Below are 16,660 nucleotides of genomic sequence, written 5' to 3'. Positions count from 1 at the left end.
GATACCGGTTCAGTCCTTGGCCGAATAGTGGCGCAGGACCAAGGCGGGCAGCACGAACCAGCAGATCATGAACCAGGCGACCAGCCCGGTGACGACCCAGGGGACGGCGGAGTTGTGCAGCGCGATGCGCAGGATCAGCAGCAGCGCGGAGGCGACCGTCGCCAGCAGGAGGATGATCCCCAGCAGGGCCAGGCGGGAGGCCCACATGACCGTCTCCGGTTTCAGCCGGTGCCCGGTGACCAGCCGGTGAAAGGTCACCGTACCGATCAGCGCGCCGGTCGTGGCGGCCCCCAGCAGGACCGTCACCACGTAGATGACCTTGTCCGTCGGCTCCAGCGTGGCGAAGCGCGGGGTGAAGACGACGGTGAGCAGGAACGCGAAGAGGATCTGTACCCCGGTCTGGATGACCCGGACCTCCTGCAGAAGTTCGTTCCACCGCCGGTCGGCCCGCTCCTCCGGTGACTCGTGGCGCCCCTGGGAGGTGTCACGCGGTCCCAGCGGCGCCACCCGGAGCCCCCTCGTGCTTCTCCTCGGTACGGAACACCAGCTCGCTGTCCTTCACCTCCACGCGCACCGCGCCGCCCTCCGACAGCGCGCCGTCCAGCAACAGCCGCGAGAGCGCGTTGTCGACCTCGCGCTGGATGGTGCGCCGCAGCGGCCTGGCGCCGTATTCGGGCTGGTGGCCGCGGTGCGTGAGCCAGTCCACGGCACCGGGGGTGAACTCGATGGAGATGTCCTGGGCGCGCAGCCTGCGGGTGGTCCCGTCGAGCAGCAGGCCGGTGATCTGCCGCAGCTGGTCGTCGGTGAGCCGGCGGAAGACGATGATCTCGTCGAGCCGGTTGAGGAATTCCGGGCGGAAGTGTTCGCGCAGGGATCCCAGCGCCCGCTCCCGCGCGCCGTCGCCCGCCTCCGCCCCCGTGACGTCCGGGCCGAAACCGAGCACCCCGCGGCCGCCGCTCAGCGCCTCGGAGCCGAGATTGCTCGTCATCACGACCACGGTGTTCTTGAAGTCGACACGGCGGCCCTGGGAGTCGGTCAGATGCCCGTCGTCGAGGACCTGGAGCAGGATGTTGAAGACATCGGGGTGCGCCTTTTCGACCTCGTCGAGCAGCAGCAGCGCATAGGGGTGGTGGCGTACCGCCTCGGTCAGCTGGCCCGCGTCCTCGTGGCCGACGTATCCCGGGGGAGCACCGACCAGCCGGCTGACCGTGTGCCGCTCCTGATACTCGCTCATGTCCAGGCGCACCATCCGCTCCTCGCTGCCGAACAGCGCCTCGGCGAGCGCGCGGGCCAGCTCGGTCTTGCCGACACCCGTCGGGCCGAGGAAGAGGAAGCTGCCGATCGGGCGGTCGGGGTCTGCGAGCCCGGCCCGGGACCGCAGGATCGCCTCGGAGACGGCCGTGACCGCGTCGTCCTGGCCGATCACCCGGGTGTGCAGCCGTTCCTCCAGGCCGAGCAGCAGCTCCTTCTCCTCCTGGGTCAGACTGCTCACCGGCACACCGGTCTGCCGCGACACGATCTCGGCGATGTCCTCGGCGGTGACCCGCACGATCCGGCGGTCGGTCGGCGGCTCGCCCCGGCCGGCCTCGATCCGCGCGGTGAGGGCGGCGACCCGGTCGCGCAGCTCGGTGGCCCGCTCGTACTGCTCGGCGGCGACCGCCTGGTCCTTGTCCCGCACCAGCTGCTCCCGCTCGCGTTCCAGATCGCGGACGTCGGTGGCCTTGGCTCCCGAGCGGAGCCGGACCCGTGCGCCCGCCTGGTCGAGCAGGTCGATCGCCTTGTCGGGCAGGAAGCGGTGGGCGATATAGCGGTCCGAGAGTTCGACCGCGGCGAGCAGTGCCTCGTTCGTGTAGCGGACCTGGTGATGCGCCTCGTAGCGGTCCTGCAGCCCGCGCAGGATCTCCACCGTGTCGGCGACGTCCGGCTCGGGCACGAGGATGGGCTGGAAGCGGCGGGCGAGCGCGGCGTCCTTCTCGATGTTGCGCCGGTACTCCTCCAGCGTGCTGGCGCCGATGACATGCATCTCGCCGCGGGCCAGGGCGGGCTTGAGCATATTGCTCGCCTCCAGGGAGCCGCCGTCCCCGCTGCCGCCGCCGGCGCCGACGACCGTGTGCAGCTCGTCGATGAAGACGATCAGCGACTCGGGGTGCGCCCGGACCTCCTCGATGATGGCGTTCATCCGCTCCTCGAAGTCACCGCGGTAGCGGGTGCCGGCGACCACGGACGTCAGGTCCAGGGCGACGACGCGCCGACCCGACAGGTTCTCGGGAACGTCGCCGTCGGCGAGGCGCTGGGCCAGGCCCTCGACGATCGCCGTCTTTCCCACTCCCGCGTCACCGACCAGCACCGGGTTGTTCTTCCCCCGGCGCGACAGCACCTCGATGGTCTGCTCGATCTGGTCCTCGCGGCCGATGACCGGATCGATCCGGCCCGCCCGGGCCAGGTCGGTCAGATCGCGGCTGAACTTGTCCAGGGTCGGTGTGTCGTGCTTCGGCGGGGTGCCGTGCTCGGAGGCCACGTGCGGGACCCCGTGGCCGCTCTGCGGCGCGGCCTGCGGGTCGAAGTGGGCGAGGTTCAGAATGCGCCCGGCCGCCGAGTCCATGTTGGCCGCCAGCGCGTCCAGGACGTGCTCCGGGCCGATGTACGAGGCGCCGTTGTCCCGCGCCAGGTCGTGCGCGCCCAGCAGCGCCCGCTTGACCGCGGGGGTCACGGCGACGCTGGACTGCTTCGGCCCCGAACCGGCGCTGCTGTCGATCTCGGCCGCCAGCGCGTCGGGGTCCGTCCCCGCCTGTTGCAGCAGGGTGCGGGTCGGTTCGGCGGCGAGGGCGGCCCGCAGCAGGTGCTCGGTGCCGAGCTCCGGGCTGCCGTGCTCGGCGGCGTAAGCGGCGGCGGAGGTCACCAGGTCCCGGGCGGGGCCGCTCATCATGCGCGCGATGTCCGCCTGCCGGGGCGCGGGCTGCCCCGGTTCACCGCTCGCGGACGGCGCGGCACCGAAGAAGCGGGCGAGGAAGTCACCGAACGAGTCCGGGCCGTAGCCCTCCGGACCCATGAATCCATTGCTCATGCGTGTCCGTTCCGCTGCCACGGCGGTACCGCGACATGCTGCCTGGTCGGGTTCCCTGTGCTGTTGCCGCGTGCTCTTGTCCGGCGGATGCCCGCGAGCGGCGACGCCGCACACGCACATGGCTCCACTGCTTCAGGATCAGGGCCCGCCACCCCATCCGCACCCGGGCGGATGGGAGCCGCACGCCCGCGTCCGGCGGCGCTCGCCGCGCGGGCGCGGCCGTTGGGCCGTGTGGCGCTTCCGGATGGCGCGGGTGCCCGGAACGCACTTGGCTCGCAGTGGTCATGACGAGGCACGGTGTTCGGAGGGACGCGCGGATGGCCGTGGAGAGTGTTCCGGCCGGTGACGGCGAGCAGCTGCTGCAGGAGTTCCTGACCGCCGTCCACACCGCGCCCCCCTCACGCTTCCTCGCCCTGGTCGACCGCTACGCCGCCCGGATCGGTCTGCGCCGGGTGGACGTCCACCTCGTGGACCTCCAGCAGCGGCAGCTGACGCCGCTCGCCGGCGGGGAACCGCTCCTGGTGGACGAGTCGCTGGCCGGCTGGGCCTACCGCACGCTGGCGCTGCGCGTCGAGGAGAGCCCCGCCGGCCCTCTCATCGCCTGGCTGCCGCTGGTCAACGGCGCGGACCGGCTGGGCGTGGTGGGGGTGCACGTCGACGCCCTGGACGGCGCCGTGCTGCGCCGCTGCCGCACCCTGGTGGCGGTCCTGTCCATGGCGATCACCTCCCAGCGCGGGATCAGCGACCACGTGGTGCGCAAGACCCGCACGGACACCATGACGCTGCCCGCCGAGCTGGTGCGCTCCCTGCTGCCCCCGCGGACCGTCGGCAGCGACCGGGCGGTGTCCACCGGCGTCCTGGAACCGGCCTACGGGCTGGGCGGAGACGCCTTCGACCACGCGCTGACCGAGTCGACGCTGCATGCGGTGATCCTCGACGCGATGGGACACAACCTCGCCTCGGGGCTGACCACGTCGATCGCCATGGCCGGCTGCCGCAGCGCGCGCCGGATGGGCGCCGCGCTGCCGGAACTCGTCAAGACCGTGGACGCGGTGCTCGCCGAGTGGCTGCCCGAGCAGTACTGCACCGGCATCGCCGCCCGGCTGGATCTCACCAGCGGGGTGCTGACCTGGTGCAACTGCGGCCATCCGCCGCCCCTGCTGATCCGCGACCACCAGGTCCACAAGGCGCTGGAGCGCCCGAGCGAACCTCCGATGGGCATGCCCGCCACACTCGCCGACGCCCCGCGCACGGTCCACCGGGAGGCCCTGGAGCCGGGGGACCGGGTGCTGCTGTACACCGACGGTGTGACCGAGGCCCGCACGGCCGGTGGCGGCCGCTTCGGCCTGGCCGGGTTCACCGACTCCATCATCCGGGCCACCGCGGTCGGCGAGCTCGCCTCGGAAGCGCTCCGTCAGCTGATCCACGTCATTCTGGAGAGCCGGCACGGCGGGCTGAGCGACGACGCCACGATCCTGCTCCTGGAGTGGCAGCCGCTGGGGAGGCGCTGAGCCGGGTGGCCGGCCGATGGCGCGGCGTCACATCTCCTGGTGGATCCGGTCCAGATCGGCGGTGAGCGCATCGAGCCAGATCACCGAGTCGAGGAGCAGCGCGGCCGAGAGCGCGCGGGCCTCCCGGTCCGGGCCGTGCCGCGGCACGGCCGGGGCCACCGCCAGCAGCGCGCGGATGTCGAGCGGCCGGGCGTCGGCCCGGGGGACCTCGCCGTCCGAGCGCAGATGCCGGGCGAGGGACCGGTAGTCGGCCGCCGTCCGGTCGGCCGCGTGGCGCAGCCAGGTGCCGACCTCCTGCGGGGCGATCCGGCCCGGCCGGCCGGGCAGCAGCCGTTCGCCGCGCCGGGCGTCCGCCCCGGCGACCAGCACCGAGGGCCAGTCCGGCTGCCAGGCACTCTCGTCCCGCAGCTCGCAGTGGTACTGGGCCAGGCTCTCCTGCGCGAGGACGAGGGCCCGGTTGATCTCCAGGCAGTCCGCACTGCCGGAGCGGTCGACGACCCGTGCGGTGGTGTACCCGATGGCGTCGGCGATGGCCGAGCACAGCCCCGCCATGCTGCGGCGCACCTCGCGGCCCGCGCCCCGCGGCCAGGCCACCAGCCCGCAGGCCAGCCCGATGAGGCTGCCGACCAGCACATCCACCAGCCGGACCGGGGCCAGTTGCCAGGTGACGGGGGAGACCTGTGCGAACAGCGTGGCGACGACCAGCGTGAATCCGCCCTGCGCCCAGGCCAGCCCGCGCAGCGGCCCCGCGATGAACGCCACCAGCATCACCACCGGCAGCACGAGTGCGTACACCGTGTCCCGGTCGTGGACCAGCACCAGCAGCCCCCCTGCCAGCACCGCACCGACCAGGGTGCCGGCCAGCGCCTGGCGGACCGCGGACCAGGTCTCCAGGCTGGTGGTACGGGTCAGGGTGAGCGTGGCCAGCAGCACCCAGAAGCCGTGCTGCAGATCGAGGAGCCCGGCGACGAGCCGTGCGGCGGCCAGGCCGAGTGCGAACCGGCAGGCGTTCTGGAAGATCACCGAGCGGGGGGTGAGGTGGGTGGTCAGCCGTTGCCACCACAGCTCGTGGAAGCGCGCCCGCGCATAGGAGAAGGTGTGCCCGGCGGGGCTTCGTTCGACGGACCGGTCGCCCAGCAGCAGCCGGGTGGCCAGCGCGAGGACGACGGCGCTGTCGGCGGCCTGCACCACCTGGGACCGGCGGCGCAGGTAGACCAGCCGGTCGTCGCCGCTCAGCCGCTCCAGGGCGTCCACGGCCCGGTGGGCCCGCACCGGCGCCAGCTCGCTCTGCAGGACGGCGGCGGACGGCCCCTCACCGGGCCGCAGCCGCTTGCCCCGCCGCAGGGCCTGTGCCGCCGCCCGGGCGGCGTCGCTGATGCCCTGGAGCAGCACCACGGTCTCCGGGTGGTAGACGTACTGCGGCCCGACCGAGGCGTGCAGGGCCTCCAGCCGGGCCAGCAGGGTGCGCACCGCCTCGGTCGCATGCGCCATGGCCTTGTGGGTGAGGGTGGGGGAGGCGGGCAGGTCGGCCGGCGGCACCCGGGACGGGCGCAGTGCGTCCCCGGTCTGGTGCGCCCGGTCGAGCGCCCGGACGGGAAGCGGCCCGCCGTGATGGTCCGCCAGGCGCGCCGCGGCGTCGGCCGCATCGGCCAGCAGCCGGCAGAACGGCGGGGTGTCCGGTTCGGGCAGCAGGAAGCGCTGGGCCAGCGCGAGCAGGACCGCGCCCAGCAGGAAGCCGGACAGCCGCTGGCCGAGCGCTTCCGGGGCGTAGGGCGGGAAACACGGCAGGATGTAGAGCAGTTGCATCCCGGGGGCCGCCCCGGCGATCCGTGGTCCGGTGGTGCCCGCGTACGCCACCAGGAATCCGATGACGAGCATGCCGAGGACGGCGGCCCACGTCTGTACGGCGAGCAGCGTGCCCAGGGTGACGAGCGCCAGCCCGGCGGGGATCGCCATGAGCGCGGTCGTGGCCCGCTGGCGTCCGGACCCCGGGATCCGGGCGAGCACGCCCAGCGACACCACGGTGAACATGGCGTAGACAGACATCACGGTCAGCCCGAGGGCGTAGCGGCAGACGTAGAAGGCCAGGCACGAGGCCACCGTCACCCGCAGCGCGTTGCCGACCACGGAGCGGTGTCCGCGCAGGACCTGCCGTCCGTGCTCCAGCAGGTAGCGCAGTCTGTGCCGCACCATCCGGGCGGGCCCGCCGGCCGACGGCCGCGGCCCGGACCGCGGGGAAGTTCCCTGTAGCCGGCTCACCTTTCCACTATTGGCCAGCGGCTCGCCGTCCGCACCGCGCGGGCGGCGGGGGAAGGCCTCGCGGCACCCGGCGGACCGGGGTGGGAGAAGGCGCCGGGCACGCCGGGTGCCCCCGAAGAAGGCCTCTCGCGGGGTGCACACGGGTGCAGGGAACGGGAGTGCGGGGGAGGGGAGTTGGCGATGTCCCGGGCGGGCAGGCGCGGAAGCGGACCGTACACTGCGGGGCGTGACGGACAAGAAGGCGGGCGCCGTGAGCGCCGGCGATGCGGAGCGACCTGCACTGCCGGCCACCGGCTGGGCGGTGCTGGGCCTGCTCTCCTTCGGTGAGGAACTGTCCGGCTACGACCTGAAGAAACGGTCGGACCGGTCGCTGCACTTCTTCTACTGGAGCCCGTCCTTCAGTCAGATCTACGGCGAGCTGAAGCGCCTGGAGAAGGCCGGTTACGCCAGTTCCCGGACGGTCGCCCAGGAGACCGGCCACCGCGACAAGCGGGTCTATGTGATCACCGACGAGGGGATGGCGGCGGTCCGCCACTGGGTGCGTGAGGCGCCGGTGGAACCCCCGGTCCTCAAGCACGGGGTGATGCTGCGGCTCTGGCTCGGCCATCTGCTGGAGGGCGACCGGATGCGTGAAGTGCTGGGCCGTCACCGGGAGTACGCGGAGACGATGCGCCGGCGCGCCGAGGCGGACGGGGCGGCTGCCCGTGCCGAAGAGGCCCGGTCCTGCCCCTCACTCGTCCTGAAGTGGTCGGAGCGGTACTACACCGCCGAGCGGGATCTGGCCGACGCCATGCTCGCCGACCTGGACGAGCGGGACCGCAGGCTCCCGTAGGGGCGGATCCGCAGGGCGCCCGGCGGACCGGCGAGGGGCGGACCGGCGGGCGCAGGCCGGCTAGGCCCCCCTTGCGCCCTCGGTCCCCGGCGTCAGGAGGCTGCCAGCACCCGCGCGCGGCACTCGGCCGGGGTTCCCCACGCGTCCCGCAGCGGGCGGGCCTTGCGGATCCACAGCGAGAGGTCCAGTTCCGCGGTGTAACCGACGGCGCCGTGCACCTGGAGTGCCGTAAGCGCCGCGGCATGGGCGGCCTCTCCCGCCGCGACCTTCGCCGCCGCCACCTCCCGGCCGGCCGACGGGGCATCCGCCGCCAGGGCCAGGGCCGCCGCGTACACCAGCGGCTGCGCGAACTCCAGCCCGATCAGGGTGTTGGCAAGCCGGTGTTTGACCGCCTGGAACGAGCCGATGGGCCGGTGGAACTGGGTGCGCTGCTTGGCGTAGGACACCGTCGCCGCCAGCAGGGCCCGGCCGAGGCCGAGGGACTGCGCGGCGGTGACGAGCCGTGCGACCTCGACGGCGTGTGCGGCGGCCGCGGCCACCGCGGGGCCCGTCGCCAGCACGTCGCCGCCGAGCGGGCGCGCCGGCCGCCGGGCGGGATCGAGCGAGGCCTGCACGGGTCCGTGGGCGACCGTACGGCGCACCGTGTCGCCCTCGACGACGAGGACGGCATCGGCGGCATCCGCGTCCACGGCGAACGGGCCTCGGACGCACAGGCTCACCACGGCATCGCCCGCGGCGATCCGCGGCAGCAGCTCCGGGGCCGTGGCACTCTCGCCGAGACGCTCCAGGAAGGCGGCCGCGGCCACCGTCTCCGCCAGCGGCCCCGGTACGGCGTGCCGCCCCAACTCCACGAAGGACAGCGCCAGTTCGACCGGCAGCGGTCCCATCCCGCCGTGCCGCTCCGGCACGGCCAGCGCGAACACGCCCGCCGCCGCGATCCGCGCCCACAGCTCACGGCCCGGCTTGTGCTCGCCGGCCGCCCAGGCCCGCGCCACGGCCGGGGTGCCACACGCCCCCAGCAGGGCGTCCAGCGTACGGGCGAACTCCCGCTGCTCAGCGGTCGCAAGGAAGCGCATCAGCGGCGTCCCTTCGGCAGACCGAGCAGCCGCTCGGCGATGATGTCGCGCTGGATCTCGTTGGTGCCGGCATAGATCGGCCCGGCCAGGGAGAAGGTGTACCCCTCGGCCCAACTCCCGTGCGCGGGCGCCTCGTCGGCGTCATCGGCGAGCATGCCGTACGGGCCGAGCAGGTCCAGGGCGGTCTCGTGCAGGGCGATGTCGAGCTCGGACCAGAAGACCTTGTTCAGGCTGGACTCGGCGCCGATCGACCCGCCGGCGGCGAGCCGGGAGGCGTGGGCGTAGGCGAACAGCTGATACGCCCTGGCGCCGATCAGTGCGTCGGCGACCCGCTCGCCGAGCGCCGGGCCTGCCGTCTGTGGCGCCTCGCGCCACAGCGCGGCCAGCCGTCCGGCGGCCGCGGTGAAGCGGCCCGGACTGCGGAGCGTCAGGCCGCGTTCGTTGCCTGCGGTGCTCATGGCGACCTGCCATCCCCGGCCCGGCTCCCCGATGACGTCCGCATCCGGCACGAAGACCTCATCGAGGAAGAGTTCGGCGAAGGCCGGCTTGCCGTCCAGCCGGCCGAGGGGGCGCACCGTCACGCCCGGCGCGTCCAGCGCGAACATCAGATAGCTGAGCCCCTGGTGCGGGCGGGCGGCGTCCGGGTCGCTGCGGAACAGCCCGAAGGCGCGGTCGGCGAAGGCGGCCCGGGACGACCAGGTCTTCTGCCCGTTCAGCAGCCAGCCGCCGTCGGTCCGTACGGCGGTCGAGCGCAGTGACGCCAGATCCGACCCCGACTCCGGCTCCGACCAGGCCTGCGCCCAGATGACCTCGCCGCGCGCCATGGGGCCAAGGACGCGGGCGCGTTGCTCGTCGGTGCCGTGCTCGAAGAGGGTGGGAGCGAGGAGGCTGATGCCGTTCTGGCCGACCCGCCCGGGGGCGCCCGCGGCGTAGTACTCCTCCTCGAAGAGCAGCCACTGCAGGAGCGAAGCGCCCCTGCCGCCGTACTCCTCGGGCCAGGAGACCACCGACCAGCGGTCCGCGGCGAGCCGGTGCTCCCACTCCCGGTGGGCGGAGAAGCCCTCCGCGGTCTCCAGTGACGGCAGCGGAACGGCGGGCACCTGCGCGCTGAGCCAGGCACGGGCCTCGGCCCGGAAGGCCTCGTCCGCGGCGGTGAGGTCGAGGTCCATCAGGCCCCCGCCTCCCGGGCGGCGACCGCCTGAGGCCCCCGCGGAACACCGCTCGGGAGTGCGTCGTGGTGGTGGGCAGCGGGCATCCGCCCTCCTTCCCTGGCAAGCCCCGAGAGGCGCTTCCCTAACAAGTGTTTGGTAGATTAACGTACCGGCAGAGCGGCGTCGAGGCCCCGTCACCGTCGGGAGCCCCGGCCCCGGAGACCGCAGCAGGCTGCGGGAAGAGGAGGCTCACGGATGACACCGCCGCCCTATGTGCCCGGCCACCATCTGCTCGACGGGCGGACCGCCGTCATCACCGCGGCCGCCGGAGCCGGCATCGGCGGGGCCACCGCCCGCAGATTCCTGGAGGAAGGCGCCCGGGTGGTCCTCGGTGACGCCCACGCGCGCCGGCTGCGGGCCACCGCCGAGGCACTGGCCGGGGAGTTCGGCGCCGGCCAGGTGGCGTCACTGCCCTGCGACGTCACCGACGAGGGCCAGGTGAGCGCCCTGCTGGACGCCGCCGAGGAGCGCCACGGCCGCCTCGACATCGTGGTCAACAACGCCGGGCTCGGCGGCACCGCCGACCTCGTCGAGATGACCGACACCCAGTGGGACGCGGTCCTCGACGTGACCCTGAACGGCACCTTCCGCTGCACCCGGGCCGCCCTGCGCCGGATGAAGGCCGACGGCCGCGGCGGCGTGATCGTCAACAATGCCTCGGTCGTCGGCTGGCGTGCCCAGCGCGGCCAGGCCCACTACGCCGCGGCCAAGGCCGGGGTGATGGCGCTGACCCGGTGCGCCGCCATGGAGGCCGCCGAGTACGGCGTACGCGTCAACGCGGTCTCGCCCAGCCTCGCGATGCACCCGCACCTGGCGAAGGTGACCACGCCCGAGCTGCTGGCGGAGCTCACCGAGCGGGAGGCGTTCGGCCGCTGGGCCGAACCCTGGGAGGTCGCCAACGTCATCGTCTTCCTGGCCGGCGACTACGCCTCCTACATGACCGGGGAAACGGTGTCGGTCAGCTCCCAGCATGCGTGAGGCGCGGTGGGCCGGGCGCCCTGCGACCCCGGGCGGACCGCCCACCGGTACCCGCCGGCGGCGGCCGGCACCACCTTGCGGATCCGGCCGCCACCGTCGCAGAATCCGAACCGAGGAGACCCCATGCCCGAGGCCTATATCGTCGACGCGGTCCGTACCCCGGTGGGCAAGAAGGGCGGCGGTCTGTCGGCCGTCCACCCCGCCGATCTGGGCGCCCATGTGCTGACGGCGCTGATGGCGCGCAGCGGCGCCGATCCGGCCGCCGTGGAGGACGTCGTCTTCGGCTGCCTGGACACCGTGGGCCCGCAGGCCGGGGACATCGCCCGGACCTGCTGGCTGGCCGCCGGACTGCCCGAGGAGGTGCCCGGCGTCACCGTGGACCGCCAGTGCGGCTCCTCGCAACAGGCCGTGCACTTCGCGGCGCAGGGCGTGCTCTCCGGCACCCAGGACCTGGTGGTCGCGGGCGGTGTGCAGAACATGTCGCAGATCCCGATCGCCTTCGCCAGCCGGCAGGCCGCCGCCCCGCTCGGACTGACCGAGGGCCCGTTCGCCGGCTCCGAGGGCTGGCGGGCCCGCTACGGCGAGGCACCCGTCAACCAGTTCCACGGCGCCGAACTCATCGCCGACGAGTGGGGAATCTCCCGTGCGGACATGGAGGAGTTCGCGCTGCGCTCGCACCGCCGGGCCGTCCGCGCCCTCGACGAGGGCCGCTTCGACCGGGAGATCGTCGCCTACGGGGAAGTCACCGCCGACGAAGGACCGCGCCGCCACACCTCACCGGAGAAGATGGCCGCGCTGCCACCCGTCGTCGAGGGCGGCCGGCTGACCGCGGCGGTCTCCTCACAGGTCTCCGACGGCGCGGCCGCCCTGCTGCTCGCCTCCGAGCGGGCAGTGGCCGAGCACGGCCTCACCCCGCGCGCCCGTATCCACCATCTGTCGGTGCGCGGTGCGGACCCCATCCGGATGCTGTCCGCGCCGATCCCGGCGACGGCGTATGCGCTGAGAAAGACGGGGATGTCCCTCGGCGACATCGACCTGGTCGAGATCAACGAGGCGTTCGCGCCCGTGGTGCTGGCCTGGATCGAGGAGACCGGCGCCGACCCGGAGCGGGTCAATGTCAACGGCGGCGCCATCGCGCTGGGCCATCCGCTCGGTGCGACCGGCGTCCGGCTGATGACGACCCTGCTGCACGAACTGGAACGCACCGGCGGCCGGTTCGGCCTGCAGACCATGTGCGAGGGCGGCGGTCAGGCCAACGTCACCATCATCGAACGCCTCTGACGCCCGGTTCGGCGGCCCCGGTTGCCGCCCGCCGTACGTACCGACGGGCCTGCCGCGCACCACCGTGGCCCGGCCGGGGAGACCACCCTCCCCGCCCGGGCCACGGCGTCCCGTTCAGCGCGGCAGCGTGCCCAGCGCCGCCCGCGCCTCGGCCATGATCCGGTCGACGAGCTCCGCGCAGGACGGCAGATCCTCGATCACGCCGGCGACCTGACCGGAAGCCATCACCCCGAGATCGGTACGGCCCTCGACCATCGAGGCCTTGAGCAGCATCGGGGTGTTCGCGGCCAGCAGGACCTGGCTCCAGGAGAGCTCCCGGCCGTGCTTCATCGCCAGGCCGTCCCGGACCATCCGCGGCCAGCTCAGGCCGGAGAGCTTCCTGAACGACGCGGCCCGCCGGACGGCTCCGAGCAGCGCGGTGGCGCGCCCTGACCGCTCCAGCGCCTCGACCAGCTCACTGCGCAGCATCCGGTGCGGCAGACCGTCCACCTTGGTGGTGACGGTGACGTCCGCGACGCCCGCCGCCAGATAGCGGTCCTGCACGGCCCGCGGCACGGTGCTGTCCGACGTCAGCAGGAAGCGGGTGCCCATGGCGATACCGGCCGCGCCGTAGGCGAGCGCCGCGACCAGGCCCCGGCCGTCGAAGAAGCCGCCCGCGGCGATCACCGGGATACCGACCGCGTCCACGACCTGCGGAAGCAGCACGCTCGTGGCGACCTTCCCGGTGTGGCCGCCGCCCTCCCCGCCCTGGACGACGACCGCGTCCGCGCCCCAGGCGGCGACCTTCTCGGCATGGCGGCGGGCGCCCACGGACGGGATGACGACGACCCCCGCGTCCTTCAGCCGGGCGATCAGCTCACGGGAGGGCGCCAGCGCGAACGAGGCGACCCGGACGCCCTCCGCCACGATCAGGCGCACCCGCTCGTCCGCGTCCGCCGCGTCCGCGCGGAGGTTGACCCCGAAGGGCGCGTCCGTACGGGACGCCACCTCGCGGATCGCCGTACGCAGCTGAGCGACGGTCATGGTGGCCGAGGCGAGAATCCCCAGGGCGCCCGCCTCGGCCGCGGCCGAGACCAGCCGGGGTCCCGCCACCCACCCCATGCCGGTCTGCACCAGGGGGTGGCGCACCCCGACGAGCCGGGTCAGCGGCGTCTCGATCCGGACGTCCGTCATGCCGCCGGCACCTCGCGCTCGCGCCGCCCCTCCGGGTCGAGGACCGTACGGATCAGCCGGAGTTCGGTGTCGGTGGGCTCCCGGGTGAAGGGCACCTTGTCGGGCAGCGCGAGCGGGAACCCGGTGGCCTCCAGGACCTCCTCGACCGTCACGCCGGGATGCACACCGGCCAGCCGCATCGCGCGGTCGGCGGTCTCGAAGTCGAAGACCCCGAGGTCGGAGACGACGCGCGGAATGCGGTGGTAGCGGGTCGCGGACGGCCCGGCGGCGGCCGCGCTGTCGTATCCGACCCCGCAGATCATGTCGACCTTCTCGACGAAGACCCGCTTCGAGTGTTTCGGCACCCAGTAACTGACCGGATTGTTGAGGGTGTTGACCGGGGCGCCGCGGACCCCCAGGAGCTGGCGGTCGGGCTGCTCCCACGCCCCGATGCAGGAGATGTTCTGGTTGCCGAAGCGGTCGAGCTGGCTCGCGCCCATCATCACATGGCGCCGGCCGCCGGTGACCATGGTGAGGTGCCGGCGGTAGGGCAGCCAGCCCTCGGCCGAGCCGTCCGCGCCGACGATCATGGCCTCGCCGTCGGTGAGGAGCAGATCGGGGGAGAAGGTGCACCGGGCGAGCCGGGCGCCGATCGACGGAATCAGGCCCATCGGGCCGGCCAGTACCTCGCCGTCGTCGCGCCAGGCCTCGGCGCAGGCGATGACGCAGTACTCGGCGCGGGTCGTCGTGGTGGGGGTAGCGCTCACTGCTGCTCCTCGTGCCAGGATTCGACCGCGGACCAGTACGCCTTCTCGTCCCCCGACAGGAACCGCTCGGCGAACTCGGCCCAGGGCGTGGTGGCGTACAGCTTCTGGAAGGGCTCGTCACGTCCGTAGTCGGGGACGCAGGAGGTGAAGTGCGCGCCGTTCGGGGCCTCCACCACTCCGGTGACCGCATGGCGGCTGACCAGGAGGGTCTGCGGGGCGGCCGTGGCGAAGTCGTCCACGAGCCGTTCGCAGGAGACATACGCACTGTCCGCGGCCTCGCAGAACAGATCGTCGAAGTACGGGTCGGGGCCCAGGTACTGGCCGTTGCCGAGCCGGTCGGCACGGTTGAGATGGACCAGCGCCGCGTCCATGCGCAGGGCCGGCACCGCGACGAACGTCTCGCCGTCCTCATAGGGCGAGGTGACGGTCTTCAGGCCGGGGTTGACGCGCATCACGTCCGAGCCGAGGCCGGACCGCACGGGCAGGAACGGCAGCCGGTTGGCGGCGGCGTGCAGGCCCCACATGAACATCGCCTCGTCGATCTCCCGCAGCTCGAACGCACCGCGCTGACGGGCCGCGCGGAAGTGCGGTTCGAGGGGGATCGAGTCGAGGGTCGCGAACGCGGCGACCAGGGTGCGGATCCTGCCCGCGGCGGCGAGCAGGCCGACATCGGGGCCGCCGTAGGAGATCACGGTCAGATCGGTGATGTCGGAGCGCAGCAGCGCCCGCACCAGCGCCATCGGCTTGCGGCGCGAACCCCAGCCGCCGATGCCGAGGGTCATCCCGCTGCGCAGCCGCGAGACGACGTCCTCGGGCGTCATGGTCTTGTCGGTCACGGTCAGCCTTCCTTCGTCGGGGTGGTGCCCGGCGCACCGAAGGTGTCGCGGACGCGGTCGGCGACACCGCTGAGGTTCGCCTCGAAGGTGAAGCCCTGCTCGAAGCGGTAGCTGCGTCCCACGTCGACGGGGTCGATGCCGTTGAGGGCGGCCTTGGCCAGCCGGAGCAGAAAGCCGTCCTTCCGGGCGATCTCCCGGGCCAGATCCCGTGCGGCGCCCGGCAGTTGCGCGCGCGGGACGACCTGCCAGACCGAGCCGTGCGCCTGCAGTTCGGCGGCGGTGACGGTGCGGGAGGTGTAGTAGAGCGCGCGCATCAGGTGCTGCGGGACCAGCCGGGCCAGATGGGTGGCCGCGCCGAGCGCGCCGCGGTCCAGCTCCGGGAGCCCGAAGGTGGCGTCGTCGCTGGCCACGATCGCGTCCGCGTTCCCGACGAGGCCGATGCCGCCACCCAGGCAGAAGCCGTGCACCGCCGCGACGACGGGGACCTCGCAGGCGTAGACCGCCGAAAACGCCTCGGCACAGCCGCGGTTGGCACCGAGCAGGGCACCGTGCCCGCCGGACGCGGTGTCCCGTTGCATCTCCTTGATGTCGACCCCCGCATTGAAGCCGCGGCCGTTCGCGGTGAGGACGACGCAGCGGACGCCGGGGTCGCGGCCGGCCGCGCGCACGGCCGCGGCGAGGTCGTACCAGCCCTGTACGGGAAGGGCGTTGACCGGCGGGAAGTCGACGGTGACGACGGCGACGCCCTGATCAGGCTTGGAGGTGGAGACACCCATGAGCAGATCAGCTACCTTTCCACCAAGCGTTTGTTAGGTAGCGAAGTTAGCAGCGGATGGTGCGCTGCGGGAGGGGTGCTCCGTGAGCCTGGCTCTCGATCTGTCCGGGCGGCTGGCCGTCGTCACCGGCGGCACCCGCGGCGTCGGCGCGGGTATCGCCCGCGCCTTCCTGCGGGCCGGTGCGGAGGTCGTCGTCTGCGCGCGCAGGCCACCGGACGCCCCCGTCACGGCGGCCGGCCGCACTGCGCAGTTCCGCCCTCTGGACCTGCGCGACCAGTCCGCCGTCCACGCCTTCTTCGCCCGGCTCGCGGACGATTACGGCCGGCTGGACTGCCTGGTCAACAACGCCGGAGGCACGCCGTACCGGCTGCTGGGGGAGGGGGGACCCGAGCGGCACGCCCGGGTGGTCGCGCTCAACCTCCTGGCCCCGCTGACCGCCTCGCTCGCCGCCTACGAGGTGCTGCGGGGCGGGCCGGCCGGCGGTTCGGTCCTCATGATCGGCAGCGTCAGCGGCACTCGCCCCTCGCCCGGCACCGCCGCCTACGGCGCGGCCAAGGCGGGTCTGGACCACCTCGCCCGCTCCATGGCTGTCGAATGGGCCCCCGACGTCCGGGTCAACACCCTCGTCCTCGGCATGGTGCGCACCGAACTCGCCGCCCTGCACTACGGCGACGAGGCGGGCATCGCGGCCGTCGGCGCCACCGTCCCGCTCGGCCGGCTCGCCGAACCCGCCGAGATCGGCGACGCCTGTGTGTTCCTCGCCTCCGACCGGGCCGCCTACCTGACCGGGGCGAGCCTGCTCGTCCACGGCGGCGGAGAGCGCCCGGCCTTCCTCGACGCCGCCACGGTCAACCGCCCCGGGGCGTCCGATGCCGCCACGGTCAACCGCCCCGGGGCGTCGAATGCCGCCACCGTCC

General features: G+C 73.5%; 13 protein-coding genes and 1 pseudogene. 5 read left to right on the top strand and 9 right to left on the bottom strand.

What is annotated here, in order from left to right; translation table 11 throughout:
• Window positions 1–9: 9 nt before the first annotated feature.
• Entirely contained in the window at window positions 10–507 is a 498-nt protein-coding gene (locus D9V36_RS04780) for a DUF6328 family protein (RefSeq protein WP_129292655.1), read from the bottom strand.
• Window positions 485–3,064, bottom strand: coding sequence for an ATP-dependent Clp protease ATP-binding subunit (locus tag D9V36_RS04775; RefSeq protein ID WP_129292654.1), 2,580 nt, complete (start codon window positions 3,062–3,064; stop codon window positions 485–487). Before D9V36_RS04775 ends, D9V36_RS04780 begins: the two co-directional genes overlap by 23 nt.
• A gap of 317 nt (window positions 3,065–3,381) precedes the next feature.
• On the opposite strand from D9V36_RS04775, the gene D9V36_RS04770 reads away from it, so the two are divergent.
• Window positions 3,382–4,575 carry a PP2C family protein-serine/threonine phosphatase gene (locus tag D9V36_RS04770; RefSeq protein ID WP_129292653.1) on the top strand — a complete coding sequence of 398 codons (1,194 nt, stop codon included), beginning with the start codon at window positions 3,382–3,384 and terminating at the stop codon, window positions 4,573–4,575.
• Window positions 4,576–4,602: 27 nt separating this feature from the next.
• Here the strand turns inward: D9V36_RS04770 and D9V36_RS04765 are convergent, their stop codons facing one another.
• Window positions 4,603–6,768 carry an FUSC family protein gene (locus tag D9V36_RS04765; RefSeq protein WP_164992878.1) on the bottom strand — a complete coding sequence of 722 codons (2,166 nt, stop codon included), beginning with the start codon at window positions 6,766–6,768 and terminating at the stop codon, window positions 4,603–4,605.
• A gap of 292 nt (window positions 6,769–7,060) precedes the next feature.
• Between D9V36_RS04765 and D9V36_RS04760 the strand changes: the two genes are divergently transcribed.
• Window positions 7,061–7,666 carry a PadR family transcriptional regulator gene (locus tag D9V36_RS04760; RefSeq protein ID WP_241720705.1) on the top strand — a complete coding sequence of 202 codons (606 nt, stop codon included), beginning with the start codon at window positions 7,061–7,063 and terminating at the stop codon, window positions 7,664–7,666.
• 92 nt (window positions 7,667–7,758) lie between these two features.
• Here D9V36_RS04760 and D9V36_RS04755 read toward each other — a convergent pair whose 3' ends face one another.
• Both D9V36_RS04755 and D9V36_RS04750 read right to left on the bottom strand, forming a co-directional pair.
• Entirely contained in the window at window positions 7,759–8,742 is a 984-nt protein-coding gene (locus D9V36_RS04755; protein WP_129292651.1) for an acyl-CoA dehydrogenase family protein, read from the bottom strand.
• On the bottom strand, window positions 8,742–9,911 hold the full coding sequence (locus D9V36_RS04750; RefSeq protein WP_129292650.1) for an acyl-CoA dehydrogenase family protein: 1,170 nt from the start codon (window positions 9,909–9,911) through the stop codon (window positions 8,742–8,744). The genes D9V36_RS04755 and D9V36_RS04750 overlap by 1 nt, the downstream gene beginning before the upstream one ends.
• Before the next feature lie 237 nt (window positions 9,912–10,148).
• Here D9V36_RS04750 and D9V36_RS04745 point away from each other — a divergent pair, with 237 nt between their 5' ends.
• Entirely contained in the window at window positions 10,149–10,931 is a 783-nt protein-coding gene (locus D9V36_RS04745; protein ID WP_129292649.1) for an SDR family oxidoreductase, read from the top strand.
• A 123-nt stretch (window positions 10,932–11,054) separates the two neighbouring features.
• Window positions 11,055–12,212 carry an acetyl-CoA C-acetyltransferase gene (locus tag D9V36_RS04740; protein ID WP_129292648.1) on the top strand — a complete coding sequence of 386 codons (1,158 nt, stop codon included), beginning with the start codon at window positions 11,055–11,057 and terminating at the stop codon, window positions 12,210–12,212.
• Window positions 12,213–12,326: 114 nt separating this feature from the next.
• Here the strand turns inward: D9V36_RS04740 and D9V36_RS04735 are convergent, their stop codons facing one another.
• Genes D9V36_RS04735 through D9V36_RS04720 form a run of 4 tightly spaced genes read right to left on the bottom strand, consistent with a single transcriptional unit; the run spans window position 12,327 to window position 15,743 of the window.
• Window positions 12,327–13,385 carry an NAD(P)H-dependent flavin oxidoreductase gene (locus tag D9V36_RS04735; protein ID WP_129292647.1) on the bottom strand — a complete coding sequence of 353 codons (1,059 nt, stop codon included), beginning with the start codon at window positions 13,383–13,385 and terminating at the stop codon, window positions 12,327–12,329.
• Window positions 13,382–14,131, bottom strand: coding sequence for a CoA-transferase subunit beta (locus D9V36_RS04730; RefSeq protein WP_129292646.1), 750 nt, complete (start codon window positions 14,129–14,131; stop codon window positions 13,382–13,384). Before D9V36_RS04730 ends, D9V36_RS04735 begins: the two co-directional genes overlap by 4 nt.
• On the bottom strand, window positions 14,128–14,967 hold the full coding sequence (locus D9V36_RS04725; RefSeq protein ID WP_129292645.1) for a CoA transferase subunit A: 840 nt from the start codon (window positions 14,965–14,967) through the stop codon (window positions 14,128–14,130). Before D9V36_RS04725 ends, D9V36_RS04730 begins: the two co-directional genes overlap by 4 nt.
• A 2-nt stretch (window positions 14,968–14,969) precedes the next feature.
• The gene (locus D9V36_RS04720) at window positions 14,970–15,743 is read right to left on the bottom strand and encodes an enoyl-CoA hydratase family protein (protein WP_129292644.1); all 774 of its coding nucleotides are present in this window, start codon (window positions 15,741–15,743) and stop codon (window positions 14,970–14,972) included.
• Between the two features lie 82 nt (window positions 15,744–15,825).
• Here D9V36_RS04720 and D9V36_RS04715 point away from each other — a divergent pair.
• Window positions 15,826–16,596: pseudogene (locus D9V36_RS04715) on the top strand (SDR family oxidoreductase); the annotation flags it as partial.
• Window positions 16,597–16,660: the final 64 nt, after the last annotated feature.

Origin of the sequence: Streptomyces lydicus, from assembly GCF_004125265.1 — a bacterium.
GTDB lineage: Bacteria > Actinomycetota > Actinomycetes > Streptomycetales > Streptomycetaceae > Streptomyces > Streptomyces lydicus_C.
The sequence above is the reverse complement of the archived record's forward strand: the minus strand, read 5'-3'. Positions and strand labels throughout refer to the sequence as shown.